Annotated in this window: 26 protein-coding genes and 1 tRNA gene; 13 read left to right on the top strand and 14 right to left on the bottom strand. The window is 68.1% G+C overall.

All coding sequences use genetic code 11. The features are described from left to right. Positions 1–34: 34 nt before the first annotated feature. From GVY41_RS11510 to GVY41_RS11490, 5 genes are all read right to left on the bottom strand, one after another. The gene (locus tag GVY41_RS11510; RefSeq protein WP_161346559.1) at positions 35–580 is read right to left on the bottom strand and encodes a DUF3035 domain-containing protein; all 546 of its coding nucleotides are present in this window, start codon (positions 578–580) and stop codon (positions 35–37) included. 95 nt (positions 581–675) lie between these two features. Next, positions 676–1194, bottom strand: a complete 519-nt coding sequence (gene lspA / locus GVY41_RS11505) for a signal peptidase II (protein WP_308421084.1) — start codon at positions 1192–1194, stop codon at positions 676–678. An 11-nt stretch (positions 1195–1205) separates the two neighbouring features. Beyond that, complete coding sequence (gene purH / locus GVY41_RS11500) at positions 1206–2792, bottom strand: bifunctional phosphoribosylaminoimidazolecarboxamide formyltransferase/IMP cyclohydrolase (RefSeq protein ID WP_161346557.1); 1587 nt, start codon at positions 2790–2792, stop codon at positions 1206–1208. Positions 2793–2814: 22 nt separating this feature from the next. Beyond that, positions 2815–4518 (bottom strand): heparinase II/III family protein, encoded by a 1704-nt coding sequence (locus GVY41_RS11495; RefSeq protein WP_161346643.1) that lies wholly within the window; start codon positions 4516–4518, stop codon positions 2815–2817. A 276-nt stretch (positions 4519–4794) separates the two neighbouring features. Then, positions 4795–6081 (bottom strand): RsmB/NOP family class I SAM-dependent RNA methyltransferase, encoded by a 1287-nt coding sequence (locus GVY41_RS11490; RefSeq protein ID WP_161346555.1) that lies wholly within the window; start codon positions 6079–6081, stop codon positions 4795–4797. 89 nt (positions 6082–6170) lie between these two features. Here GVY41_RS11490 and GVY41_RS11485 point away from each other — a divergent pair, with 89 nt between their 5' ends. Beyond that, positions 6171–6344: a DUF1674 domain-containing protein gene (locus GVY41_RS11485; RefSeq protein WP_161346553.1), complete on the top strand. Its 174-nt coding sequence runs from the start codon at positions 6171–6173 to the stop codon at positions 6342–6344. Positions 6345–6350: 6 nt separating this feature from the next. Here GVY41_RS11485 and dapB read toward each other — a convergent pair whose 3' ends face one another. Further along, positions 6351–7160, bottom strand: coding sequence for a 4-hydroxy-tetrahydrodipicolinate reductase (dapB, locus tag GVY41_RS11480; protein WP_161346551.1), 810 nt, complete (start codon positions 7158–7160; stop codon positions 6351–6353). A gap of 111 nt (positions 7161–7271) precedes the next feature. Here dapB and rbfA point away from each other — a divergent pair, with 111 nt between their 5' ends. From rbfA to pnp, 6 genes are all read left to right on the top strand, one after another. Continuing rightward, positions 7272–7688: a 30S ribosome-binding factor RbfA gene (rbfA, locus tag GVY41_RS11475; RefSeq protein ID WP_161346549.1), complete on the top strand. Its 417-nt coding sequence runs from the start codon at positions 7272–7274 to the stop codon at positions 7686–7688. Continuing rightward, complete coding sequence (locus GVY41_RS11470) at positions 7672–8421, top strand: phosphodiester glycosidase family protein (protein WP_161346547.1); 750 nt, start codon at positions 7672–7674, stop codon at positions 8419–8421. The genes rbfA and GVY41_RS11470 overlap by 17 nt, the downstream gene beginning before the upstream one ends. A 54-nt stretch (positions 8422–8475) precedes the next feature. Beyond that, positions 8476–9378, top strand: coding sequence for a tRNA pseudouridine(55) synthase TruB (gene truB / locus GVY41_RS11465; RefSeq protein ID WP_161346545.1), 903 nt, complete (start codon positions 8476–8478; stop codon positions 9376–9378). Between the two features lie 128 nt (positions 9379–9506). Next, positions 9507–10679, top strand: coding sequence for a calcium-binding protein (locus GVY41_RS11460; protein ID WP_229726027.1), 1173 nt, complete (start codon positions 9507–9509; stop codon positions 10677–10679). A gap of 150 nt (positions 10680–10829) precedes the next feature. Then, positions 10830–11099 (top strand): 30S ribosomal protein S15, encoded by a 270-nt coding sequence (gene rpsO, locus GVY41_RS11455; RefSeq protein WP_161346543.1) that lies wholly within the window; start codon positions 10830–10832, stop codon positions 11097–11099. Between the two features lie 277 nt (positions 11100–11376). Then, positions 11377–13509, top strand: coding sequence for a polyribonucleotide nucleotidyltransferase (gene pnp / locus GVY41_RS11450; RefSeq protein ID WP_161346541.1), 2133 nt, complete (start codon positions 11377–11379; stop codon positions 13507–13509). Positions 13510–13624: 115 nt separating this feature from the next. On the opposite strand, the gene GVY41_RS11445 is transcribed toward pnp, so the two are convergent. Continuing rightward, a complete protein-coding gene (locus GVY41_RS11445; protein ID WP_161346539.1) occupies positions 13625–13843 on the bottom strand; it encodes a hypothetical protein in 219 nt (72 codons plus the stop codon). Here GVY41_RS11445 and GVY41_RS11440 point away from each other — a divergent pair. The 3 genes from GVY41_RS11440 (at position 13842) to GVY41_RS11430 (ending at position 16723) form a co-directional block, all read left to right on the top strand. After that, positions 13842–15113, top strand: coding sequence for an Nramp family divalent metal transporter (locus GVY41_RS11440; RefSeq protein ID WP_161346537.1), 1272 nt, complete (start codon positions 13842–13844; stop codon positions 15111–15113). The genes GVY41_RS11445 and GVY41_RS11440 overlap by 2 nt on opposite strands. 67 nt (positions 15114–15180) lie before the next feature. Beyond that, complete coding sequence (locus GVY41_RS11435) at positions 15181–16410, top strand: GTP-binding protein (protein ID WP_161346535.1); 1230 nt, start codon at positions 15181–15183, stop codon at positions 16408–16410. A 1-nt stretch (position 16411) separates the two neighbouring features. After that, positions 16412–16723, top strand: coding sequence for a DUF6525 family protein (locus GVY41_RS11430; RefSeq protein WP_161346533.1), 312 nt, complete (start codon positions 16412–16414; stop codon positions 16721–16723). 15 nt (positions 16724–16738) lie between these two features. On the opposite strand, the gene GVY41_RS11425 is transcribed toward GVY41_RS11430, so the two are convergent. Further along, entirely contained in the window at positions 16739–17392 is a 654-nt protein-coding gene (locus GVY41_RS11425) for a peroxiredoxin (protein WP_161346531.1), read from the bottom strand. Between the two features lie 134 nt (positions 17393–17526). Beyond that, positions 17527–18417, bottom strand: coding sequence for a glycosyltransferase family 92 protein (locus tag GVY41_RS11420; protein ID WP_161346529.1), 891 nt, complete (start codon positions 18415–18417; stop codon positions 17527–17529). Between the two features lie 262 nt (positions 18418–18679). Here GVY41_RS11420 and GVY41_RS11415 point away from each other — a divergent pair, with 262 nt between their 5' ends. Beyond that, entirely contained in the window at positions 18680–19705 is a 1026-nt protein-coding gene (locus tag GVY41_RS11415) for a fatty acid desaturase (RefSeq protein ID WP_161346527.1), read from the top strand. 59 nt (positions 19706–19764) lie between these two features. Here GVY41_RS11415 and GVY41_RS11410 read toward each other — a convergent pair whose 3' ends face one another. The 3 genes from GVY41_RS11410 to GVY41_RS11400 form a co-directional block, all read right to left on the bottom strand. Beyond that, positions 19765–20475 (bottom strand): transporter substrate-binding domain-containing protein, encoded by a 711-nt coding sequence (locus tag GVY41_RS11410; protein ID WP_161346525.1) that lies wholly within the window; start codon positions 20473–20475, stop codon positions 19765–19767. A 138-nt stretch (positions 20476–20613) separates the two neighbouring features. Next, positions 20614–20690: transfer RNA gene (locus GVY41_RS11405), tRNA-Pro, on the bottom strand. Positions 20691–20752: 62 nt separating this feature from the next. Beyond that, a complete protein-coding gene (locus tag GVY41_RS11400) occupies positions 20753–21742 on the bottom strand; it encodes a DMT family transporter (protein WP_161346523.1) in 990 nt (329 codons plus the stop codon). A gap of 205 nt (positions 21743–21947) precedes the next feature. On the opposite strand from GVY41_RS11400, the gene GVY41_RS11395 reads away from it, so the two are divergent. Beyond that, positions 21948–23495, top strand: a complete 1548-nt coding sequence (locus GVY41_RS11395; protein ID WP_161346521.1) for a Na/Pi cotransporter family protein — start codon at positions 21948–21950, stop codon at positions 23493–23495. Here the strand turns inward: GVY41_RS11395 and leuB are convergent, their stop codons facing one another. Together leuB and GVY41_RS11385 are read right to left on the bottom strand one after the other, a co-directional pair. Beyond that, positions 23496–24605: a 3-isopropylmalate dehydrogenase gene (gene leuB / locus GVY41_RS11390; protein ID WP_161346519.1), complete on the bottom strand. Its 1110-nt coding sequence runs from the start codon at positions 24603–24605 to the stop codon at positions 23496–23498. It abuts the gene before it with no gap. Positions 24606–24903: 298 nt separating this feature from the next. Further along, positions 24904–25458, bottom strand: coding sequence for a YqgE/AlgH family protein (locus GVY41_RS11385; protein ID WP_161346517.1), 555 nt, complete (start codon positions 25456–25458; stop codon positions 24904–24906). A gap of 136 nt (positions 25459–25594) precedes the next feature. On the opposite strand from GVY41_RS11385, the gene GVY41_RS11380 reads away from it, so the two are divergent. Next, positions 25595–26440, top strand: coding sequence for a protein-disulfide reductase DsbD domain-containing protein (locus GVY41_RS11380; protein WP_161346515.1), 846 nt, complete (start codon positions 25595–25597; stop codon positions 26438–26440). Positions 26441–26453: the final 13 nt, after the last annotated feature.

Here is a 26453-nt window from a genome sequence, read left to right as displayed (position 1 = left end):
GACGGGTGACGCGGAAGTGAGCGGCCGGGGCGGTTTAGCGGGGGGTTTCGACGGCCTCGGGCGGGGCACCCACGGTGCGCGCGCCGGCAGCCCGCCAGCGCTCCAGCTCGGCATACTGGTCTAGCGACAGCGGCTCGTAGGCCTTGTAGTAGATGTTCACGTTGAACACCCGCTCCAGCAGACGGCCGTCATTGCTGCGGCGATAGTCCAGATCCTCGGCCGCAAGCTGGGCGCGGATCGCGGGGGTGGTGCCAAAGCGCGCGGCATGGCCGACCAGCCCGCCATCGCCCGCCGGCACGCCGGTGCGGCCAAGCGCGGCGGGATTGCCGCCAAGCGCGGCGACGGCATCACCCTCAGGCGTCGGATCGGTGCGGTTGCTGCCGCCCGGCGTCGGCTCGGGCAAGGCGGCCACGTCGACGGGCACTTCCAGCGGCTTGGTGGGAAGGATGCCGAACTCATCGGCGCCCTCACCTGTCTGGCGCAGGTTCATCAGCTCGGGGACGCCATTGCGGTCACCGCAGGCGGCCAGCGACATGAGGGTCGCGCCCGCAATCACGATGATGCCAAATTTCGCCCGCATCGGCCTTCCCCCTTGCAGTTCCCGGCCCCACTTAGCGCCGCGCCCGTCTTAGCGCATGTCATGGCCCGCGTCACGGGGGCATCTTGCGCCCCGCTTCAGCCCTGCGTGCGGCCCGCCTTTGCCGTATCCTTGCCGTCGCCGGCAAAGAGCACAAGCCCGATCGCGCCGGCAAAGATCGCAATATCGGCCACGTTGAACGAGAACGGGTTGGCGATGCCCGGCACGCTCATGTTCAGGAAGTCGGCCACCGCGCCATACAGCACCCGGTCCAGCACATTGCCAAGCGCGCCGCCGATCAGCAGGCCCGAGGCGATGCGGGCGCGGATAGGTTGCGCCTCGCGCCGCATCCACAGCCAGACCCAGGTGGAGATCGCGAGCGCAAGCGCGATCAGCACCCATCGCATCGTCTCGGCCGAGTTGGAGAACAGGCCGAAGTTGATGCCCTGATTCCACGCCATCCGGAACTGCAGCCAGGGCGGCAGCACGTCGATCTGCATCTTGCGGTCCAGCTGCATCATGTGGACGACGATGTATTTCGACAGCTGGTCCAGCACGAAGATCACCGCCGCCGTCCAGATCACCGCCCGCATCGACTTGGTCTTGGCCTGTGTCATGCCCTTGCCCCTCAGTGCCGGAAATGGCGCATGGAGGTGAACACCATCGCCAGCCCCGCGGCATCGGCGGCGGCGATCACCTCGGCATCGCGCATCGACCCGCCGGGCTGGATCACTGCCGTGGCGCCGACGTCGGCCAGCACTTCCACGCCATCGGCGAAGGGGAAGAACGCATCCGAGGCCGCCACGCAACCGCGGGTCAGCGGTTCCGCCAGCCCAAGCGCCTCGGCCATGTCCTCGGCCTTGCGGGCAGCGATGCGGGTCGAATCGACGCGGCTCATCTGCCCTGCGCCCACGCCGACCGTGGCCCCGTCCTTCACATAGACGATGGCGTTCGACTTCACGTGCTTGGCCACCCGCCAGGCGAACAGCATGTCGGCCAGTTCCGCCTCGGTCGGCGCGCGCTTGGTCACCACCTTCAGGTCGGGCATCGCAATCCGGCCATTGTCCTTGCCCTGCACCAGGAACCCGCCGCCCACCTGCCGGAAGGTCAGGATCGGCGCCGCCGGATCGGGCAACGCGTCCGTCGTCAGCAGCCGCAGGTTCTTCTTGGCGGCAAACACCTGCATCGCCGCCGCATCCGCGCCGGGGGCGATCACCACCTCGGTGAAGATCTTGGCAATCTCTTCCGCCGTCGCCGCATCCAGCGGCCGGTTCAGTGCGACGATCCCGCCAAAGGCCGAGGTGCGGTCGCAATCATAGGCGCGGGTATAGGCTTCCAGCAGCGTCGCGCCGGTCGCCACGCCGCAGGGATTGGCATGCTTGATGATCGCGCAGGCGGGCGCCTCGCCACCAAACTCCGCCACCAGTTCGAACGCGGCATCGGTGTCATTGATGTTGTTGTAGGACAGCTCCTTGCCCTGCCACTGCTTGGCGGTCGCCACCCCGGCCCGGCCGCTGCCATCGGTGTAGAAGGCGGCGGACTGATGCGGGTTCTCGCCATAGCGCAGCGTCTGCGCCAGCGTTCCGGCAAAGGCGCGGCGGCGCGGAGCGCCCTCGCCAATCGCCGCCGCCATCCACGTGCTGACCGCTGCGTCATAGGCCGCGGTGCGGGCATAGGCCGCCTGCGCCAGCCGCTGCCGGAAGGCCAGGCTGGTGCGGTCGTCGTGGGCGTCCAGCTCGGCCAGCAGCGCGGCGTAATCCTCGACATCCACCACCACGTTCACGAACAGATGGTTCTTCGCCGCCGCCCGGATCATCGCCGGGCCGCCGATGTCGATATTCTCGATGCAGGTGTCATAGTCGGCGCCCTTGGCCACCGTCGCCTCGAACGGATAGAGGTTGACCACCAGCAGGTCGATCGGGTCGATCCCGTGATCGGCCATCGCCGCCTGATGTTCGGCATTGCCCCGCAGCGCCAGCAGCCCGCCATGCACCGCTGGATGCAGCGTCTTGACCCGGCCATCCATCATCTCGGGGAAGCCTGTCACATCGGCCACGTCGCGCACGGTCAGCCCCGCCTCGCGCAGCAGCGCCGAGGTGCCCCCCGTGGACAGCAGTTCCACCCCCCGCGCCGCCAGCGCCCGGGCAAACTCCACCACGCAGGTCTTGTCGGAAACGGAAATCAGCGCACGGCGCAGGGCAACAAGATCGGTCAAGGCAAGCGTCCTTCAGAAATGGTCAGAAATGGGTCGTGTCGTCGCGTTCCAGATCGCGGATGGCGGCGGGGGTATCTTGTGCCTTCGCCAAGGTCCAGCCGATCTGGCAGGCATAGTCCATAACCCGCGCAGACAGAACGATCTGCCGGGTGGCGCGCGGCTTCAGCCGCCCCCGCTCCAGATAGACCGAAGGCTCCAGTCGCAGCGCACCGGTGCCGTCGTGACGGAACACCCAGATCTCACCACTTTTCAGCGCCATCGACACCGCGGTGCCGCCCATGTCCAGCGCCGCATCCACATCGGGATGCAGATGGAAGCGGATGTCGAAGGGGATGCCCTGCAGCCCGGTGCGGTCCATCAGCACATCGAACCGCCGCCGATGCGCCGAGGTCAGCGCCCCCAGCGTATCCTCGCCGCGCAGAACCCGGCCACTGGTGTCCAGCAGCAGTTCCCGCACATGGGTCATGCCGTGGGTCGGGGCATAACCGTCATGGCCGGCGATCAGGCGGATGCCATCCTCGCCATGCTCCAGATCCACCCGCACCTCGCCCGGCGCATCGCCCAGCAGGCGGCGGCCGCCCTTCAGCACCAGACCGTCCGTCCCCAGCCGAGCCGAGGAGAAGCCCTCGATCCCCAAAGTCGAATGGCTGGGCGTCGCCCGCCCGGCGCGGTGCCAGTCGGGGCCAAAACCCGCGCCAGATCCGCAATTCACCACCAGCGGACGGCGGCCCGAGGTCAGCTCGAAGGCCAGGGTCGAGGCATGGGCATTGGAGGACGCCGCCCCCACCGGAGGCCGCGCGGCATCGACGATCACCGTGCTGCGGCCAGCCGCCAGTCGGATATAGCCCATCGACGGACCCGTCGCCGGAACCGCCCGCACCCCCGCCGAGGCCAGCGCCTGATCGAGCCGCCCTTCGGTGCCGCGCCCGCCGCCGTGGAAGCGCGCCAGCCCGCCATCGGAATGGCGCAGCGCCCGCAGCGTCGGCGCGATCCGCTCAATGGCCTGCAGATGCGCGGGCTGCGGGCTGCGCCCCGCCTCGGCCAGCGCCGCCGCCGCCCAGGTCAGCAGGGTGAAGACCTCGAGCAGTTCCTCGGGGTTTCGTGTCGGGATGCCGCCCTGTGCATCGATCTGGTGCGCGCATTCCTTGGCGAGCGCATTGGCCGCGGGCCCCACATGCCGCTCCATCCCCGTCAGCGACAGGCCGGCATAGATCAGCCCGGTCAGCGCCTCGAACCGGGGCAGGCCCGGGCGGGCCGTGTGCCAGCGGCGGGCCAGGAAGATGGTCTGCTGGCCAAGGCTGCGGAAATAGGCATCCGCCTCGGCCCTCTCACGCCCGTTCAGCAGGAAGAGCGCATGGTTGATCCAGCGGATCAGCCGCCGCCCGGTCAGGTCCGGTGTCCAGCCCGGCCCGCGGCCACGGCCGAAACGGGTGATCCAGTCCCAGGTCCAGGCCTGCGCCCGGGCGCGGGCCGGACCATCGGCCACGGCGGCCAGATCATCGAGCCAGGCGAAGCCGTGCAGCGCCTCCTCGAAGGCCGGGGCGGGCATCGGCAGGTCCCACAGTGGGCGATCTTTCGCCTCGACCAGATAGCCCGCGAACAGGAAGTTGCCGGCGCAAAGCTGCTTGCCACGGGCGAAGGAGCCGATGGTCTTGGGCTCGGGCTGGCTGACAAAGCCGGTCGCAGGGCGCGCCTGCGTGGCAAGGCGCGCCGCCAACCGGTGCATCAGGGCGATGCGCCGGGCAGTCCAGCCTTCGGGTTGGATCGCGCCTGCCGTGCCTTGGGTCATGGGGATTCGCGTGGGGTTCCGCGGGTTTTTTCGGGGACTGCTCGGGGGGAACCATAGCCACGGCGAGCGCCGCTGTCACCGCCTAAAGCCCGGGATTGCCGCGGAGCCCGAAGCCGGGGGGCCGTCTGCCCCCCGGACCCCCCGAGGATATTTTTCCAGCAAGAAGCAGGGATTTCTTGCTGGTCAAAATATCCCCGCCGGAGGCTTCCGAACTCAGCCCGGCAGGCGCAGGCAGGCGATGAAGAACCCGTCGATCCCGCCCCGATCTGCCCAGAAATCGGGGCGCAGGCGCAGCATCCCGTCCCCGGCCCGCCATTCCGGCGCGATCCAGGGCAGGTCGGTTGCCGCAACGTCGGCCAGCAGATCGGGGTGCCGGTCGCGCAGATGGGCGATCTGTTGCTCGCCTTCCTCGGGCAGCAGCGAGCAGGTGCAGAACACCAGCCTCCCGCCGGGCCGCAGCAGCGTCAGCGCATGGTCCAGCATCTGCGCCTGCAACGCGAACAGCTCGCGCAGCCCGTAGCCGCCCTTGGCATGGGGCAGGTCGGGGTGGCGGCGGATGGTGCCGGTCGCCGAACAGGGCGCGTCGAGCAGCACCGCATCCAGCAGCGCCTCTGGCTGCCAGTCGAGCGCGTCGGCGACCACAAGGTTTGCCGCCAGCCCGCAGCGGCCTAGGTTCTCGGCCACCCGGTCCATGCGGCCTTGCGAGATATCCAGCGCGGTAACCTCGGCCCCCGCCGCCGCCAGCTGCAGCGTCTTGCCGCCCGGCGCGGCGCAGAGGTCGGCCACCCGCTCGCCCGGCTGCGCCGCCAGCAGCCGCGCCGGCATTGCCGCCGCCGCATCCTGCACCCACCAGTCGCCGCTGGCATAGCCGCCCAGTTCGCTGACCTGCCCCGGCACCGTCAGCCGCACGGAACCGCCCGGCAAGGCCTCGCCCCCCAGCTGCGTCGCCAGAGCTTCTGCATCGCCATCCTTCGGCGTCAGGTCCAGCGGGGCGCCGGCCAGATGCGCCGCCTCCATCGCGCGGGTGGCGGGTTTGCCCCAGGCCGACATCAGCCGCCCGCGCAGCCAGCTTGGCAGCTCCGGCACCGGCAGCGTGGCCCACACCGCCGGATCGGTCGCCGCGACCTTGCGCAGCACGGCATTGCCAAGGCTGGCGAAGCTGTCGGTCCTTATCCCGCCGGCGCGCAGTGTATCCACAGCCGCGCCCACCACGCCATGCGGCGCGGCGCCAAGCGCCAGCATCTCGACCGTGGCGATGCGCAGCACGGCCAGCACCGGGGCCGGGGGAGACCGGCGCAGGAAGGGTTTCAGCACCGCATCGGCGCGCGGCATCTGCCGCAGCGTCTCGGTCGCCAGCCGTTGCGCACGGGCGCGGTCGGCCGGGGCCAGCGCCGTCAGCGCGCCCTGCCCCAGCGCGTCGGACAACAGCTGCCCCTCGCCCGTGACTGCCGCCACCAGATCCGCCGCGGCCATGCGGGCCGAATGTGCGTCCTTGCTCATGCGCGCTGCGCCCCCTGAAATCTGCGGGAACCTTGTTCCCATCGTCGGCCCGCGTATATCACAGGGTGCGACGATACAAGGAACCCGCCATGACCGACGCACCCCAACTGCCGCCCGCCGCCCTTCGTGCCCTGGCCGAGGCCGAGGAGCGCCGCCGTGCCGCCACCGGCCCCGCCCTTCCCCCCGAGCTTGGCGGGCGGGACGGGCCAGAGCCGGTGCGCTATGGCGACTGGGAGAAGAAGGGCATCGCCATCGACTTCTGAAGCGGATCAGATCCCCAGCACGTCGAGCATGTCATATTCGCCGGGGATGCGATCCTGGCCCCACAGCGCCGCCGTCAGCGCGCCGCGGGCAAAGATGGCGCGGTCGGTGGCGATGTGGCGCAGCACGATCCGCTCGCCCGCCGCGGCAAAGATCACGTCATGCTCGCCAACGACATCGCCGCCCCGGATCGCGGCAAAGCCGATATGGCCGCGCTCGCGCGCCCCGGTGATGCCGTCGCGGCCCCGGTCCGACACGGCGGCCAGATCGACGCCGCGCCCCGCCGCCGCCGCCTCGCCCAGCATCAGCGCCGTGCCCGAGGGGGCATCCACCTTGCGGTTGTGATGCGCCTCGACGATCTCGATATCCCAGTCCGCATCCAGCGCCGCCGCCACCCGCTGCGTCAGCTGCGTCAGCAGGTTGACCCCAAGGCTCATGTTCCCCGCCCGCACGATCACCGCATGGCGCGCGGCTGCCGCGATCTTCGCCAGATGCGCCGGCTCCAGCCCGGTGGTGCCGATCACATGCACGGCGCGGGCCTGCGCGGCCAGCACCGAGAATGCCACCGTCGCGTCGGGCGCGGTGAAGTCGATCACCGCCTGCGCCTTGGCGAACACCTCCAGCGGATCATCCGTCACCAGCACCCCCAAAGGCGCGCCGCCCATCGCCACGCCGGCATCCTGCCCGACCCAGGGGTGCGCCTCGCGCTCCAGCGCGCCGACCAGCCGGGCCTTGCCGGACGCGGCCACCGCGGCGATCAGCATCCGGCCCATCCGGCCCGAGGCTCCGGTGACGACGATACCCGGCAGATATGTCATGGCACTCTCCTTGTCTTTCGCCCCCCAGTTACCGCGCGCGCGCCTGCTTGGCAAAGCCCGTTGCGCCCAAACCCCGTTGCGGGGGCGGCATTCATGCCCTACATGCGGGGAATGGCATCCAAGAGCACTTCCCAGGGCGCAGGCCCCAAGCAGCGCCAGCTTCGCGTCGGCGAGCTGATCCGCCGCAACCTGTCGGACGTTCTGGCACGCCGCGACGTGCATGACCCGGACCTGGAGCGGATCTCGATCACCGTGGGCGAGGTGCGGATGTCCACGGACCTGAAGGTTGCCACCGCCTATGTGCTGCCCCTTGGCGGCAAGTTCGCCGATGAGGCGCTGGCGGCGCTGCGTCGCAATACCGGCGAGCTGCGGCACCTGATTTCCAAGAACATGACACTGAAGTTCACGCCCCAGCTGCGCTTCGTGCTGGACGAAACCTTCGACCGCATGGACGAAACCCGCCGCCTGTTCGCCGATGAAACCGTGCAGCGCGACATCGCGCAACCGGACGATGACGCGGAAGCGTAAGGCGCTGGCCCTTGCGCTGCTGCTGACGGGCGGCGGCATGGCCCCAGCCCAATCTGCCGCCCAGACCTGCACGGACACCACCTTCGAGGGCGTGGGCTACACAGTCTGCGACGTGCCCGCCGGCGCCGATCTGCGGCTGTGGCTGACCGCGCCCGATGGCCGCCCCGTCGGCAGCTTCGAACGGCTGCGCGACCTTGCTGCCGCCGAGGGCCGCGACGTCGTCTTTGCGATGAACGCCGGGATGTATCATGCCGACCGCAGCGCGGTGGGCCTGCATATCGAGAATGGCGAGACGCTCTCCGACGCCGTCACCGCCGGCGGCGGCGGCAATTTCGGGCTGCTGCCGAACGGCATCTTCTGCATCCTGCCCGGCCGCTTCGCGGTGCTGGAAACCAAGACCTTCCTCGCCGCTCCGCCCGCCTGCACCCACGCCACCCAATCCGGCCCGATGCTGGTGATCGACGGCGAGTTGCATCCTCGGTTCCTGGTGGATTCCGACTCGACCTACATCCGCAACGGCGTCGGCGTCAGCGCCGATGGCCAGACCGCGCGCTTCGCCCTCTCGCAAGGCCCGGTGACCTTTCACAGCTTCGGCCGCTTCTTCCGCGATGTGCTGGACACGCCTGAGGCGCTCTATCTCGATGGCAGCATCTCGCGGATCTACGCGCCGGAACTTGGCCGCGATCAGGGCGGCCGCCCGATGGGGCCGATCGTCGGGCTGCTGGCCGATTGACGAAAGCGGCCCGCGCCGCTAGCAGTCGCGGCTTGCCGCAAAGGGGATCTGATCATGGGACGCAGGAAAGGCCGGGCCGTCAATGGCTGGCTGGTGGTGGACAAGCCCGCCGGCATCACCTCGACCTCCGTCGTGAACAAGGTCCGCTGGGCCTTTGGCGCCGCGAAGGCCGGCCATGCCGGCACGCTCGACCCGGCCGCGACCGGCGTTCTGGCGGTGGCCTTGGGCGAGGCGACCAAGACCGTGCCCTACATCACCGACGCGCTGAAATGCTACCGCTTCACCGTGCGGCTGGGCGCTGCCACCAACACCGACGATGCCGAGGGCGAGGTCATCGCCACTTCGGACCTCCGCCCCACGGATGACCATATCCGCGCCGCCCTGCCCGCCTTCGTGGGCGAGACGATGCAGGTGCCGCCGCAGTTTTCCGCCGTGAAGGTCGATGGGATGCGCGCCTATGCGCTGGCCCGTGACGGCGAGGAAATGGAGCTTGCCGCCCGCCCGCTGTGGGTGGAGAGCCTCGAGTTCATCTCTCGCCCCGATGCCGACCATGTCGAGCTGGAAATGGTCTGCGGCAAGGGCGGCTATGTCCGCTCCATCGCCCGCGATCTGGGACAGGCTTTGGGCTGCCTTGGCCATGTGCTGGTGCTGCGGCGCACCTGGTCGGGCCCGTTCGATGCCGAGGATGGCCTGAGCCTCGAGCGGATCGAGGAACTGGCGCAGACGCCGGAGCTCGACGCGCATCTGCTGCCGCTGCAGATCGGGTTGGCCGATCTGCCCGAACTGCGCGCCACCGACGAGGGCGCCGTGCGGCTGCGGAACGGCAACCCCGGCATGGTGATTGCGTCGGGCGTGGATTATGGCGACGAAGCCTGGGCCAGCCATGAGGGCCAGCCGGTCGCTGTGGGCATCTACAAGGCCGGCGAGCTGCATCCCAGCCGCGTGTTCAACCTCTGATCCTCCCGGGAATCGCGCCCAATGGTTAACGGCGTTGTCCTTTCGGAAAGCCGAATCGCGTTCGCTGGTCCCGGGTGAAGTGGGGCCTCGGGGCAGTGCCTCGGGGCGCAAGGAACGGGGTGGGCGTCATGCTTATGCTGACGGGACTGCTCGGCCTGATGGTGGCCGGGTCGATGATGGATTTTTCGTTTCTCTCGCGGAACGATGAAGACGACGACGAACAGACCCCCGAGCCGGAGGGTAGCGGGGATGACGAGGACGAGAGCCTCGGCGATCTGTGGGATGAGTGGGACGACGCGCCAGAGGCCGGCGAGGAAACCGGTTGGGAAGACGACCTGCCGGATGAGGCCGAGCCGGGGACTGAGCCAGAGGTGGAGCCGGAAACCGGCGACCACGACACGCCAGACACGGACGACGCCGAACCAGAAGTCACCGGCGCCGCCCCCCGGCAGGACCTTTCCGGCGGTCCGGAGGATGACATCATCGCGGGCGGCGCGGGCGATGACACGCTGCAAGGGCTGGACGGCGACGACCAGATGCACGGCGGCGCGGGCGATGACCTGCTGGTCGGCGGCAGGGGTGACGACGATCTGCACGGCGCCGAGGGCGACGATACCCTGCTGGGCGGCGAGGGCGATGACAGCCTGCACGGCCAGGCAGGCGATGACCTTCTGCTGGGCGAGGCGGGCGATGATCTGCTTGCCGGCCATGAGGGTGACGACATCCTGCTGGGCGGCGAGGGCGATGACCATCTGATCGGCGGCGAGGGCGATGACATCCTGCGCGGTGAGGCCGGCGATGACAGCCTCGAAGGCGGCCTCGGCGATGACTGGCTTGACGGCGGCGCCGGGCGCGACACGCTCTATGGCAATGACGGCAACGATACGCTGGTCGGCATCCCCGCCAACCCGGCCGACGATTCCGCCGAGGATGCCGACTACCTCAACGGCGGGCGCGGCGAGGACACGCTGATCCTTGGCGCGGGCGATATCGGTTCGGGCGGCGAGGATGCCGACACCTTCGTTCTGGGCGACTGGCTGATGGGCGGCGAGGCAGTGGCGGTGATCGCCGATTATGACCCGGCCGAAGACCAGATCGTGCTGGCCTACGACCCGGGGGCCCATCCCGACCCCGATGTAACGGTGGAAACCGAAGGTGGCACCGCCCATGTGCTGATCGACGGCATCCGCATCGCCGAGGTGACCGGCGCCGCGGGCTTGACCGCAGATGACATCCTGCTGATCGGCACGCCCGAGATTCTGCAAAACGGCCTTCCGGGTGGCGGCGCGCTGGCGGCCTGATCGCCAACCGCCCCCCTGCAGAACCCGCTTCCCTTTCGGGCGCAATTCCCCTATACGCGCGCATCCGCCACGCTTGGCGGTCAGCCTCCAAGGGCCTTGCTGGACGACATCCCGGCCTGCGCCATAACCCTTCCGTAACAGGAGATCCCGATGTCGATCACCGTCGAAGAAAAGAACCGCCTTGTCAGCGAATTCGCCACCAAGCCCGGCGATACCGGCTCGCCCGAAGTTCAGGTCGCGATCCTGACCTCACGCATCGCCACGCTGACCGAGCATTTCAAGACCCACAAGAAGGACAACCACTCGCGTCGTGGCCTTCTGATGATGGTGGCTCAGCGCCGCAAGCTGCTGGACTACGTCAAGGGCAAGGACCAAGCCCGCTACCAGTCGCTGATCGAGCGTCTGGGCCTGCGTCGCTAACCGCGATCCCAGAGGTACGACACGACGCCCGCGCCGGAAGGTGCGGGCGTTTTGCGTTTGGGCCCGCGCAGCTCCGGCCCTGCGGACATTGGCCATCGCCGGCGGGCCGCGCAAACTCCCCGCTTCCAATCCGGGCCATTTTCCTGTAGGGCCCGCGCTATCTGCGACGTGACGCCCTTGGCCCCGGGCACATGCAAAGGATAGGGGCGGCGGCAATGGGGCCGCCAGACATCGGGAGACCCGGCAGGGGCCGGCAGCGCTCCCAAGAGGAAATTGAATGTTCAACGTTATCAGGAAATCCATCCAGTGGGGCAATGAAACGCTCACGCTGGAAACCGGCAAGATCGCGCGTCAGGCTGACGGTTCGGTCGTCGCCACGCTGGGCGAAACCAGCGTCATGGCGAACGTGACCTTTGCCAAGGAACCGAAGCCGGGCCAGGACTTCTTCCCGCTCACGGTTCACTACCAGGAAAAATACTACGCCGCCGGCAAGATCCCGGGCGGCTTCTTCAAGCGCGAGGCGCGTCCTTCCGAAAAGGAAACCCTCACCGCGCGCCTGATCGACCGTCCGATCCGCCCGCTGTTCGTCCCCGGCTTCAAGCATGAAGTGCTGGTGATGTGCACCGTGCTGTCGCACGATCTGGTCAACGATCCCGACATGGTCGCGATGATCGCCACCTCAGCGGCGCTGACCATTTCCGGCGTGCCGTTCATGGGCCCGATCGGCGCTGCGCGCGTCGGCTTCGCCCATGGCGCCTATGTCCTGAACCCTGAAGTGCAGGACATGGACAAGCTGCGGGGCAACCCCGAGCAGCGGCTCGATCTGGTTGTCGCCGGCACCAAGGACGCCGTGATGATGGTCGAATCCGAAGCCTACGAGCTGTCGGAAGAGGAAATGCTGGGCGCGGTCAAGTTCGGCCATGACGCGATGCAGCCGGTGATCGACCTGATCATCGACTTCGCCGAAGACAGCGCGAAAGAGCCCTTCGACTTCCAGGCTCCGGACTATTCGGCGCTTTATGCCAAGGTGAAGGCTGCGGCCGAAACCCAGATGCGCGCCGCCTTCGCGATCAAGGACAAGCAAGAGCGGACCACCGCCATCGACGCCGCCCGCACTGCCGCCAAGGCCGCGCTGTCGGAAGAAGAGCTTGCCAACGCCAACCTCGGTTCGGCGTTCAAGAAGCTCGAATCCTCGATCCTGCGCGGTGACATCATCAACGGTGGCGCCCGTATCGACGGACGCGACAACAAGACTGTCCGCCCGATCGTGGCCGAAGTTGGCATCCTGCCGCGCACCCACGGTTCGGCGCTGTTCACCCGCGGTGAAACCCAGGGCCTCGTGGTCACCACGCTCGGCACTGGCGACGATGAGCAGATCATCGACGCGCTGCACGGCAACAGCCGGTCGAACTTCCTGCTGCACTACAACTTCCCGCCCTACTCGGTTGGCGAAGTTGGCCGCGTCTCTGGCCCGGGCCGCCGCGAAATCGGCCATGGCAAGCTGGCATGGCGTGCGCTGCAGGCCGTCCTGCCCGCCGCGACCGACTTCCCCTATACCGTCCGCGTCGTGTCCGAGATCACCGAGTCCAACGGCTCGTCCTCGATGGCTTCTGTCTGCGGCGGTTCACTGTCGATGATGGATGCCGGCGTTCCGCTGAAGGCTCCGGTTGCCGGCGTGGCGATGGGCCTGATCCTGGAAGATGACGGCCGCTATGCGGTGCTGACCGACATTCTTGGCGACGAGGATCACCTCGGCGACATGGACTTCAAGGTCGCGGGCACCGAAGCCGGCATCACCTCGCTGCAAATGGACATCAAGGTTGCGGGCATCACCCCCGCCATCATGGAACAGGCGCTGGCACAGGCCAAGGACGGCCGACTGCACATCCTGGGCGAGATGTCCAAGGCGCTCGCTGCCGGCCGGCAGGAATTCTCGGCCCATGCCCCGCGCATCGAGACCATGACCATCCCGACCGACAAGATCCGGGAAGTCATTGGCTCCGGCGGCAAGGTCATCCGCGAGATCGTGGAAGTGTCGGGCGCCAAGGTCGACATCAACGATGACGGCGTCATCAAGATCGCCTCGGCCAATGCCGACTCGATCAAGAAGGCCTATGACATGATCTGGTCGATCGTGGCAGAGCCGGAAGAAGGCAAGGTCTACACCGGCAAGGTCGTGAAGCTGGTCGATTTCGGCGCCTTCGTGAACTTCTTCGGCAAGCGTGACGGCCTCGTGCACGTCTCGCAGATCGCCAAGCAGCGGCTGAAGCACCCGAATGAAATCCTGACCGAAGGCCAGGAAGTGAAGGTCAAGCTGCTGGGCTTTGACGATCGCGGCAAGGTTCGCCTCGGGATGCGGATGGTCGACCAGACCACCGGCGCCGAGATCAGCGATTCCGAAGACGCATAAGCCGAAGACTCGTAGGGTCTTGGGCTTCCGCCCCAACAAGAAAGGCCCCGGCAGCGATTGCCGGGGCCTTTTCACGTCGGCACGCTAAGTGCCGACGGACTGCGTCAGAATCGGCTCAAAAAACGCCCATAAGCAGCAGAATGATGATCACCACGCCGGGAACGCCCAGCAGCCAAAGAAGGATAGGCATTGCGTTTCTCCTCAGTTTACCTGCCATCACAACCGCCCCGCCCGCTGCTGGTTCCCGTGTCTTGGAAAACGTCAGCGCTGCGGAACCCGCCCCACCCGCCGCGGCTTTCCCTTTCCACACCGGCCGGCAGAAGGGGAAAGTCATGTCCGATACCGCGCAAGCCGCGCCGCCTGATGCGGGCGCCCCCCCTCGCACGGGCCACTGGAAGCTGATCGGCCCCGGCATCGTCGCGGCGGCCACCGGCGTCGGCGCGGGCGATCTTGTCGCCACCCTCATCGCCGGCTCGCGCTTTGGCTATGCGCTGCTCTGGGCGGCGGTCGTCGGCTGCATCGTCAAGATCGCGCTGGCCGAGGGGTCCGCGCGCTACCACCTCGCCACCGGCTCGACCATCCTTGACGGCTGGCGCTCGCTCGGCCGCTGGACCAGCTGGTATTTCGGCATCTACATCCTGATCTGGGGCTTCGTCTATGGCGCCACGGCGATGAGCGCGACCGCCCTGCCCCTCGCCGCGCTGTTCCCCTTCCTGCCGCTCTGGGCATGGGCGATGATCGCCGGCCTTGTCAGCGCCGCCTTCGTCGCCCTGAACCGCTACGAGGTGTTCGAGACGGTGATGAAGCTGCTGATCGGCGTCATGTTCGTGATCGTGGTCGCGGTGGCGATCATGGTGCTGCCCAATGTCGGCGCGGCGCTGAGGGGGCTGATCCCCACCGTCCCCGCAGGCTCGGCCATCTACACGCTTGGCCTGATCGGCGGCGTCGGCGGCACCATCACCATGGCCGCCTATGGCTATTGGGTGAATGCCAAGGGCTGGCGCAGCCCCGCCTGGATGGGGATCATGCGGCTCGACAACCGCGTTGCCTATGCCGTGACCGGCATCTTCGTGGTGGCGATGCTGATCATCGGCGCCGAACTGCTCTACACCGCGCAGATCGCGCTGACCGAGGGCGACCGCGGCCTGCTGGACCTGCGCGAAGTGCTCGCGGACCGCTTCGGCCCCACCGTCGCCACCATCTTCCTTGTCGGCTTCTTCGCCACCGCCATGTCCTCGATCCTCGGCGTCTGGCAGGGCGTGTCGCTGCTGTTTGCCGATTTCGTGCGCAACATTCGCGGCGGCACCGAAAGCCGGGAGGAGCTGACGACCAGCCCCGCCTTCCGCTTCTACCTGTTCTGGCTGACGATCCCGCCGATGGCGCTGCTCGCGTTCGGGCGCCCCTTCGGGCTTGTGGTGGTCTATGGCGCGCTTGGGGCTTTCTTCATGCCGTTCCTCGCCATCACGCTGATCTGGCTGCTGAATTCCTCGCGCGTGCCGAAAGAGTGGCGCAACGGCTGGCTCTCCAACACCCTGCTCGGGGGGGCGGCCCTGCTGTTCATCGTCCTGAGCATTGCAGAGATTGCGCGGCTGATCACAGGCTGAGCTGTCGCCTTGCTACGTTATAACATAACATGCTAGAAGCTCCCGGATACATCTCCGGGAGCCTTCCATGTCCATATCCTCAGCCACCGACACCCGCACCGATCCCCGCCTGCCCGTGACCGTCCTGTCCGGCTTCCTCGGCGCCGGCAAGACCACGCTGCTCAACCACATCCTCAACAACCGCTCGGGCCGCCGCGTCGCCGTGATCGTCAACGACATGTCCGAGGTGAACATCGACGCCGATCTGGTCCGTGATGGTGCCGACTTGTCGCGGACCGAGGAGAAGCTGGTCGAGATGACCAATGGCTGCATCTGCTGCACCCTGCGCGATGACCTGCTGGTCGAGGTGCGCCGCCTCGCCGCCGAGGGTCGCTTCGATTACCTGCTGATCGAATCCACCGGCATCGCCGAGCCGCTGCCCGTCGCCGCCACCTTCGACTTCCGCGACGAGGCGGGCGACAGCCTGTCCGATGTCGCCCGGCTGGATACGATGGTGACGGTCGTCGACGCGATCAACCTGCTGAAGGACTTCGCCAGCCACGACTTTCTGACCGACCGAGGTGAGAGCCTGGGCGATGCCGACACCCGCACGCTGGTGAACCTGCTGACCGACCAGATGGAATTTGCCGATGTGGTGATCCTCAACAAGATCACCGATGCCGGGCCGGAACGGGCAGAGGCCGCCCGCCGCATCGTCCGCGCCCTCAACCCCGATGCGCTGCTGATCGAGACCGACAATTCCTCGGTCGACCCCGCCCAGATCTTCGACACTGGCCGCTTCGATTTCGACCGCGCCCATGAACATCCGCTCTGGGCGAAGGAGCTTTACGGCTTTGCCAATCATGTGCCGGAAACCGAGGAATACGGTATCTCCTCCTTCGTCTACCGCGCCCGCCAGCCCTTCGACCCCGCCCGCGTCCATGCGGTGCTGACCGGCGACCTGCCCGGCGTGATCCGCGCCAAGGGCCATTTCTGGCTGGCGACGCGGCCAGACTGGGCGGTGGAATACTCGCTGGCCGGCGCCGTCTCCTCCATCACCCCGCTTGGCGGCTGGTGGGCAAGCGTCCCGAAGGCGCGCTGGCCGAAGCACCCCGAGGCGATGGCCGAACTGGAAGCGAAATGGCTAGACCCGTGGGGCGACCGCCGGCAAGAGCTGGTCTTCATCGGCTCGGGCATGGACAAGGCGGCGATCACCGCCGCGCTGGATGCCGCGCTGGTCCCCGCCAACGACTTCCGGCCGCGCGACTGGAAGCGCATGGCCGATCCGTTCCCGGTGTGGAAGAAGGGCGCCGCCTGACATGCGCCGCAACCTGGCAACGACCCTGCGCGCCCGGTCCCGGCTGGCACCGATGGACGCGCATGACCGCCTGCCCCCGGCGCTGCGGGACTGGGCAGCGACGGCCGCCCTGCCGTGGAGCGCGGCGTCCTTGCTGCGGCTCTGGCGGCAGGCGCTGCGCGAGACCGGATGCGAGGCACGTGCCCGCGCCCGGCTCGACGCGGCCGAGGCGCGGCTGCTGGCCCGCGATGCCGCGCGCATCTGGGGGCCGGGCCACCCCGCCACCCTGAACATGCAAAAGCCCCCGCTAGCGGGGGCTTTCACGCAATCCTGAAACTTCAGGAATTGTTCAGACCGGCGCCTTGGCAAAGCGCAGATAGGGCAGCTTGATGTCCAGCTCGCCGTATTTCGCCGTCGCCTCGTCGGTCGGAACCGACAGCGCCACGATCACGTCCTGCCCGGGCACCCAGTTGGCCGGGGTGGCAAACGGCACGCCATCGGTCGCCCGCACCGCATCCAGCGCGCGCAGCACTTCGGCGAAGTTGCGGCCCACCGACATCGGATAGGTCATCGTCAGCCGCACCTTCTTGTCCGGCCCGATGATGAACACGGTGCGCACCGTCGCCGAATGCGCCGGGGTGCGGCCATCGGGCAGGTAGGCATCGGCCGGCAGCATGTCATAGGCCTTGGCCACGGTCAGCGAGGTGTCGTCGATGATCGGGAAGTTCGCCGGTGCGCCTGCGAATTTCTCGATATCCGCCATCCACTTGTGGTGTTCCTCGACGCTGTCCACCGACACGCCGATCACCTTGGTCTTGCGCGCCTCGAACTCGCCGGCCAGCTGGGCCACCGCGCCGAACTCGGTGGTGCAGACCGGGGTGAAATCCTTGGGATGCGAGAAGATGATCGCATAGCTGTCGCCGATCCAGTCGTGGAACCTGATGGTGCCGGAGGTCGACTCGGCGGTGAAATCGGGGGCGATATCGTTGATGCGCAGGCCCATGTTCGGCTCTCCTGTAAAGATTCGCGGTCCCCTCCCAGATAGGCGAACCGGAACAGGATTTCAGCCCCCGCGTCGTCGCACCCTGCAAAAGGACAAGTTTCCGCGCGCCGCGCCCGAAACGCGAACAACCACCCTCAGCCCCCGATCCGTGCCAGAAACTCCGGCGCACTGCGGTCCTCGATCTCCCCCGCCTCGATATGCGCCACCTTGCGCATCACCCGGCGCAGATGGTCGGCATCGGGCGTGGTCAGGTTCGGCCCCCGCGCGATCTTGGCGCGCAATTCGCTGTCTGACCGGGTGTAGTAATGGTTCAGCTGGATGTGATCCGCCGAATAGAACCCTGGCGCCTCGCGCCCCGCCGCGCTGAACTGCTGCCCCCGGTCATTGCAGGTCGCATCGCTGCCATCCGTCCAGATCGTATGCACCCGGATCGCCGTCACATGGCACGGGTCCACGATCATCTTGAAGTTCCGCAGCCCCTTCGCCGCGCTCATCGGACCCGGATTGCGCCGGGTGTAGTTCTGTACCACCCCGCCTGCCGGAGCCTCCCCATGCCCGTTCCGCCCGAACATGTGCCAGGGCAGGCTGATGTTCCGCCACTTTTCCAGATGCGCCAGCGCCTCCGTCAGGCTGGCCGCCCGCTTCGGCACCAGAAACTCGTCGACATCCAGATAGCTCATCCAGCGGAACGCCCCGCCAAAGTTGCGCGTGGCATGGGCATAGGCCAGCACCTGATTGTGGATCTCGGCCGTCCCCGCCGTCAACTTCTGGTCCCAGGGGATCACCACCGCCATCCCCGGCACCGCCGCCTCCAGCGCCTCCAGCGTCCCGTCCGTGCAGCCATTGTCATAGACGATGAAGCGCCGCACCCCCGCCGCCGCATGGAACCGCGCCCATTCCCCGATATGCCGCGCCTCGTTGCGCACGATCAGCACGATCGCCAGCCCCGCCCGCCCCGGCTCCGCCGGCGGCGGGGTCAGCCCGATCCGGGTGATGGCGCGCTTGCGCCCGAACAATCGCAGCATGGGGCCTCCGCCGAAGGGGTTTGTCTTGGCATAGCAGCGCGGCGGAGGGTTGGCAAAGGCGCGGCGATCATGCCGTCGGGGGCATGGTCCCAACCTCCGATCGTGATCGGCAGTGATCGGCCTGAGACAATCAAACCAGTTGAAAATGCGGGCAACAGGCCTTAGCTCATACGTGCCTGAACGGACCGCTTGCTCGATGGTTTTCTGCCAAGGCTCGACAGGAACCTGCCGGGACACACCCGGCACGAAACCGCAGGCGTTGATGTCCGAACCCAGCCAATCCCCCCGAACCGCCCGCGAATGGCTCAGCATTCTGGCGCGCTACCGCGAACCTTCGACCCGGCGCAGCCTGTTCGAGCTGGCGGTGACGCTGATCCCGCTGTTTGCACTCTGGGCGCTGGCCTGGATGGCGCTCTCGGTCAGCCCCTGGCTTGCGCTTGCGCTTGCCGTCGCCAACGGCGCCTTCCTGGTGCGGATCTTCATCATCCAGCATGATTGCGGCCACGGCGCGTTCCTCAAGAACCGCCGCGCGCAGGACTGGGTCGGGCGCGTGCTCGGCGTCCTCACCCTCACGCCCTATGCCGTCTGGCGGCGCACCCATTCCATCCATCACGCCCATCACGGCAATCTCGGCCGTCGCGGCATCGGCGATGTGATGACCCTGACGATCGAGGAATACCGCGCGCGCTCCCCCTCCGGGCGCCTGCTCTACCGGCTCTATCGTCACCCGGTCGTGCTGTTCCTGCTGGGGCCCAGCTACCTGTTCATCCTGCAGAACCGGCTGCCCTTCGGCCTGATGAACTCCGGCTGGCGGCACTGGACCTCGGCGATGGGCACCAATGCGATGATCGGCATCGCCGTGGGGCTGATCATCTGGTTCGGCGGTCTCTGGCCGGTGCTGCTGGTCTTCCTGCCCACCTCGGTCATGGCGGCAACCATCGGCATGTGGCTGTTCTACGTCCAGCACCAGTTCGAAGACACCCACTGGTCGAAGGAAGAGGATTGGCAGCTGCACGATGCCGCGCTCGAGGGCAGCTCGCACTATGTCCTGCCGCCCCCGCTGCGCTGGCTCTCGGGCAATATCGGCATCCACCACGTGCATCACCTCTATTCGCGCATCCCGTTCTACCGGCTGCCCGAGGTGATCCGCGACCACCGCGAACTGGCCGATGCGCAGCGGATGACCATCCGCGACAGCCTCGCCACCGTGAAGCTGCACCTGTGGGACGAGGCGCAGGGCCGGCTGCTGTCCTTCGCCGAGGCCCGGACGCGGTATGGGATTGCGTGACGCCGAAGGCCGCCGCTAACCTTAGCGCTTGGCGGCGGCCCGGTAGTCCAGGCTCGGCATCACTCTCTCGTCACCAGATCGACCTCGCCGTCCGAGAACCCATACCGTCCGGCAACATCCCGATGCTCCACCGAACCAAGGAACCCCGCCAGCACCGCATTGACGCGCCCCAGAAGCTCCCGGTCGTCCAGCGCAACGGCGAAGGCCCCGAACGCCGGCGGCTTCTCCGCATGGGGCACATCCACGGACTCCAGCCCCAACCCCGGCCTCTGCGCCAAAAACCCCGCATGTGCGCGCGCAACGCTGGCATAGCCATCCGCGCGCCCGTCCCGCACCGCCTCGGCAGCCTCGCTATAGGTCTCGAAGATCCGCAGCCGCGCGTCCGGCATCCCGAACGCCACGGCGGATCGGTGCTGCAACTGGTCCTGGATCACCGCCAGCACCGCCGACCCATGCGCGGCCACCGAGCGATAGCCGGCAAGCCCCAGCGGGTTGCCCGCGCGCACCAGCAACCCGTCCGGCAGTGCCCAGATCGGATGCGTGAATGCCGCAATCCGTCCGCGCTCCGGTGTCGCGAAGAGGCCGGTCGTCATCTGCCAGTGCCCCTCCGCAAGCCCCGGCAGAAGCTGCGCGAACTCCGCCTCCACCGGCTCGAACGGCGCCCCCAACTCGGCAAACACATGCCGGGCGATCTCGACGTCATGGCCAAGCACCGCGCCCGAGGCATCCCGGTCATTGAACGGCGGCTCTATCAGATAGGCGAATTTCATCCCGCATCCCCCGCAACGAACCAACCCGCGCAGTCCGAACCATCAATGTCTGTATCAGATCAACCCGGACGTCCCGCCACCCCGCAAGGCAGCCACCGTCCCTCACTCGAAATCCCACCGGAAGCCTCGGGATTTCATTGGTCGGAGCGAGAGGATTCGAACCTCCGACCCCCTGCTCCCGAAGCAGGTGCGCTACCAGGCTGCGCTACGCTCCGACCGTGAGCGGCGAGTTACCGGGTCTCGCGCGCATTTGCAAGGGGCATCGCAAGCACAGCCCTCAGCGACCCTGCCCGGTCATCGTGCGGTCGCCGCCCAGACGCAGGATGCGCTGCAGCAGCCCGGCGCGCGGGGTGGTCACCGTCTCCTGCCGCAGCCGCGTCTGCAGCACCGGCTGGTTCTGCGACGCGTCCGACCGGCTCTCGCGGAACAGGATGTACAGGCCCGACCCGATGATGATCGACGCGCCCAGCACGGTGCCGCCGTCCAGCCGCTCATCGAACAGGAACCAGCCATAGCCGGTCGCCCACAGGATCTGCGAATACTGCATCGGCGCCACGATCACCGCCTCGCCGGACCGGTAGGCGGCAATCACCAGCAGCGACCCGGCAATCCCGAACAAAGCGATGATGCAGATCAGCCCCAGATGCTCGATCGGCATCGGCTGATAGACGAAAGGCAGCAGCGCCCCCATCGCCAGGAAGTTGCCCACCATCGGGAACAGCAGCAGCACGACCGACCGTTCCTCGCTGCCGATCTTGCGCACGATGACGGATGCCAGCGCCCCGGTCATGGCGGACACCAGCGCCGCCAGATGGCCGCTGCCTAGGTCGGTCGATCCCGGCCGCAGCACCACCATCACCCCCACCAGCCCGCAGATCACCGCCGCCCAGCGCCGCAGCCGCACCGTCTCGCCCAGCAGCGGGATGGCGATCACCGTGATCAGCAGCGGCGTGGCAAACAGGATCGCATAGGTCTGCGCCAGCGGCAGCTTGGAAAACGCATAGAACGCCGTCACCCCGCAGGTCACCGTGCAGACGCTGCGCAGCAAGATCCACCAGGGATGCACCGGCCTGAGCGTGCCCGAGGTCCGGTCGCTGAGCAGGATCACCGACACCACCGGAAAGCTCATCAGCGCGGCGAAGAACACGATCTGGATGGCGGAATAGCTTGTCCCCAACTGCTTCACCACCACGTCATGGGTGGCAAAGATCCCCATCGCCGCCAGCGCCAGCACCGCGCCGCGCAGGCTTGAATTGCCGATGGCCATGGTGATTGCCTTCCTTCGCTGCGCGCCGGGAACCGTGCCGGGTCCGGGCACCCTCTGCGCCCGTGCTGCCAGATTTGCCGCGGCAACTCAACGCACCTTTGCCGCCGCGGCCGGCCTTTCGCAAACGCAGCATTCTTGCCCCGGGTTCCCGGCTCTGCGATCCTGCGCCCAGCGCGGGATCCCGCCTGCGCGGGGGACGACACCGATGACCCAGAACCTTCTGCTGCTGGCCGGCGGCATCGGCCTCTACATCCTCGGGATGCAGATGATGACCGACGCGCTGCGCCAACTCGCCAGCCGCCAGCTGCGCGAGGCGCTGCGCCGCTTCACCACCTCGCCCCTCTCCGGCGCGGTGACCGGGGCCGCCGCCACGGCCGTGGTGCAATCCTCCAGCGCGGTCCTTGTCACCACCATCGGCTTTGTCGGCGCCGGGCTGCTGACCTTCCCACAGGCCATCGGCATCATCTATGGCGCCAATGTCGGCACCACGATCACCGGATGGATGGTCGTGCTGCTGGGGGTCAAGCTGCAGCTCGGCATGGCCGCGCTGCCGATGCTGCTGGCGGCGGCCCTGCTCCGGGCGCTGGCCGGGGGCGCCTGGGCGCGGGCGGGCACGCTCTTGGCCGGGTTCAGCCTGATCTTCCTCGGCTTCGACCTGATGCAGCAGGGCACCGGCGCCTTCGAGACCTGGCTGGTCTTCGACCGCCTGCCCGGCGACACGCTGGCCGGGCGGCTGGCCCTCCTGGGCATCGGCATCGGCGTGACACTGGTGATCCAGTCCTCCAGCGCCGGGGTGGCAATGGCGCTGGTGCTGCTGACCTCTGGCGCGATCAGCCTGCCGCAGGCGGCGGCGATGGTGATCGGCATGGATATCGGCACCACCTTCAAGTCGCTGATCGCCACCATCGGCGGCTCGCGCGACATGCGCCGCACCGCGATGGCGCATGTGGCCTATAACGTGGTGACCGGGCTTGCCGCCTTTGCCGTGGTCGGCTGGGCCGCGCCGGCGCTGGCGATGCTGACCGGGGGCGACGCGCCCGCCGCGCTGGTCGCCTTCCACACCGCCTTCAACCTCTTGGGTGTTATGCTGATGCTGCCGCTCACCGCGCCGTTCGCCCGGCTGATAGAGCGCCTTGTTCCCGGCCGCAGCCCCAGCCTGACCCAGAAGCTGGACCCGGCGTTGCTGGCCGATCCCGGCGCCGCGCTCGATGCCGCCGGGGCCGCGACCGACGCCATTGCTTCGGCCCTCTGTACCGCCCTCGGCACCCGGCTCGGCCCCACCGGCGACACCGCCCCGCTGGACGAACTGGCGCCCCTCCTCCAGCCCGCCCTCGACGATCTGGAATCCTTCCTGACCCGCATCCGCGTGGCCGAGGGCGATGCCGCCACCCTCGCCCGCAGGTCCGCCGCGCTGCACCGCTTCGACCACCTGCAGCGCCTCGCCCATCGCGCCGCGCAGACGGACCGCATCGCGCTTCTGGCCCGAGACCCGGTGCTGCGCCGCCCCGCCTATGCCTTCGGCGCCGCCCTGACCCGCGCGGCGCAGGCCCCGCGTGACCCCGCCACCGCCCGCCAGTTGGCCCGACTCGAAGCCACCCTCCTGCACCGCGCCCATCGCCTGCGCCGCTCGGCGCTCTTGCGCGAACATGCCGGCCTCGTCAGCCCCGAGGGCGTCTTCGACCTGACCGACGCCTCGCGCTGGCTGACCCGCTCGGCGCATCATGCCGAGCGGATCGCCCATTACGCGCTGTAGTTAGAGGCTCGCGTCCAGCGCCTGCACGATCAGGTCGCCCATCCCGGCCGTGCTCACCGGCACGCCGCCCTCGGGCCCCATCAGGTCCGCCGTGCGCGCGCCATCCGCCAGCACCGCTTCCACTGCCCGCTCGACCCGGCTCGCCTCTTCGCCCAGATCGAAGGAATAGCGCAGCGCCATCGCAAAGCTGAGGATGCAGGCGATCGGGTTGGCCTTGCCCTGCCCGGCAATATCGGGCGCCGAGCCATGCACGGGTTCGTACAATGCCTTCGGCCGCCCGCTTTCCGTCGGCGCGCCCAGGCTGGCCGAGGGCAGCATCCCCAGGCTGCCCGTCAGCATCGCCGCGCAGTCGGACAGCAGGTCCCCGAACAGGTTGTCGGTCACGATCACGTCGAACTGCTTGGGCCAGCGCACCAGCTGCATCGCCCCTGCATCGGCGTACATGTGCGACAGCTCGACATCCGGGTATTCGTTGTCATGCACCCACTGCACTTCCTCGCGCCACAGGATGCCCGATTCCATGACATTGGCCTTCTCCATCGAGCAGACCTTGTTGCCCCGCCGCCGCGCCAGTTCGAAGGCCGACCGCGCCACCCGGCGGATCTCATCCGTCGTATAGCGCTGCGTGTTCACCCCCACGCGCCCGCCCTCGTTGTCGGGGAAAATCCCCCGCGGCTCGCCGAAATACACGCCCGAGGTCAGCTCGCGCACGATCATGATGTCGAGGCCCGCGACGACCTCCTTCTTCAGCGACGAGAAATCCGCCAGCGCGTCAAAGCACTGCGCCGGGCGCAGGTTGGAAAACAGGTCCATCTCCTTGCGCAGGCGCAGCAGGCCCCGCTCCGGCTTCACGCTGAAATCCAGCACGTCATATTTCGGCCCGCCGACAGCGCCCAGCAGCACCGCATCCGCGGCCTGCGCCTTGGCCATCGTTTCATCGGTCAGCGGCGTGCCATGCACATCATAGGCCGACCCGCCGACCAGATCTTCGGTGACATCGAACGCGATGCCGCGCTTGTCGCCGAACCAGCCGATGATCTTCTTGACCTCGGCCATGACCTCGGGGCCGATGCCGTCGCCGGCCAGGATAAGGATCGAGGGATTTGCCATATGTCCTCCAAGGGCCAGCAGCGCAGCGCCGCCCGGCCAAACTGCGAAAAGCGTTGGGCACCGGGGTAGCCAATGGCTCTCGCAGGGTCAAGCTTGGGGCCGTTCAGCGACCCACTTCCCTCTTGCCCGGGATCAAGGCGCCTTGGCGCCGCCGGGCAGCGCCCGTCCGCCCCCCGGGCGGGCGCTCCTCACGGTTCCGCCTAGAAATTCGGTGGAGGTAAGCCGCACCATAAAGTGCCTAGAACAGGCGTCGCACGCCCACCCGGCGGACGGGCCCCGCCCTCCGTTGCGACTTGCCCTAAGCCCGCCCCGCAGCCCCCGACAGCCCCACCGGGTCCACCCCCAGCGTCCGCAGCGCCTGCTCCCACTTGGCCGAGTTCTGCACCGAAAACACCAGCTCCGGCCCCGCCTCGGCCGTCAGCCAGCCGTTGCGCAAGATCTCCTGCTCCAGCTGCCCCGGCCCCCAGCCCGCATAGCCCAGCGCCATGATGAACCGCTCCGGCCCCTGCCCCTCGGCAATCGCCTGCAAAATATCCATCGTCGCCGTCATCGAGAACCGCGCATCCACGTTCAGCGTCGCATCCCCGCCCGGATAGTCCGCCGTATGCAGCACGAAGCCCCGCCCATGCTCCACCGGCCCGCCGAAATGCACCCGGATATCCGCCCTGCCCGGCCCCTTCTGTACCCCCAGCTGGGCCAGCAGATGCGAGAACGACAGGTCATGCGCCGGCTTGTTGACGATCAGCCCCATCGCCCCCTCGGGCGAATGCGCGCAAAGGTAGATGACGCTCTTGTCAAAGCGCGTATCGCCCATGCCGGGCATGGCGATCAGCAGTTTTCCGGTCAGGTCCATGTGCTCTTCCATGCCCCGACCATCGCGCCGGGCGCGCACCTGCGCAAGGGATCTGAGGTGGCGCACCGGCCACAGTCCCCGTCCATTGGCGGAAATGTGACTTCCCTCTGGGCCAGCGGGGGATAAACCTCGCGCCATGATTGCAAAACCGTCGTCCAGCACCCCCCGCCGCCCCGCCGCGGCCCTTCGCGGTTTCGCTGCAGCCCTTGCGCTGTGCCTGTCGGGCGCGCTCCCGGCCACGGCCGAGGCGGTGCCGCATGACCTGATCCGCGCCGGCTTCCTCGGCGGCTGGACCACGGACAGCGGCACCCAGATGGCCGCCCTGCGCCTCGATCTGGCGGACGGGTGGAAGACCTATTGGCGCGCGCCCGGCGATGCCGGCATCCCCCCGCAATTCGACTGGTCGGGGTCCCAGAACGTCGCCTCGGTCCGTTTCCACTGGCCGACGCCCGAGGTATTCTACCTGAACGGCATGCGCACCATCGGCTACACGCATCAACTGGTGCTGCCGCTGGAAATCACCCCGCGCGATCCGGCCCAACCGATCCGCCTGCAGGCCAGCATCGACATGGGGGTGTGCAGCGACATCTGCGTCCCGGTCTCGCTGCAACTCGGCGCAGACATCCCCCGCGGCGGTGCCCCCGATGCCTCGATCCGCGCCGCGCTGGCCGATCAACCGATGGGCGCCAAGGCTGCCGGCTTCAACGGGATCCGCTGTCAGGTCGAACCGATCCGCGACGGGTTGCGGCTGACCGCCCAGATCGACCTTCCCGGCGGCGCCGAGGATGTGGCGGTGTTCGAAACCGCCGATCCCGAGCTCTGGGTCTCCGAATCCGAAACCCGGCGCGAGGGCGGACGGCTGGTCAGCACCTCTGACCTGATCCCGGCCCGGGGCGGCCCGGTGGCGCTGGATCGCTCGCGCGTGACCATCACCGTTCTGGGCGACGGCCGCGCCGTGGAACTGCGCGGCTGCCCCAGCTAGGGGCAATTCCCGA

Origin of the sequence: Frigidibacter albus (genome assembly GCF_009908165.1) — a bacterium.
Taxonomy (GTDB): domain Bacteria; phylum Pseudomonadota; class Alphaproteobacteria; order Rhodobacterales; family Rhodobacteraceae; genus Frigidibacter; species Frigidibacter albus.
The sequence above is the reverse complement of the archived record's forward strand: the minus strand, read 5'-3'. Positions and strand labels throughout refer to the sequence as shown.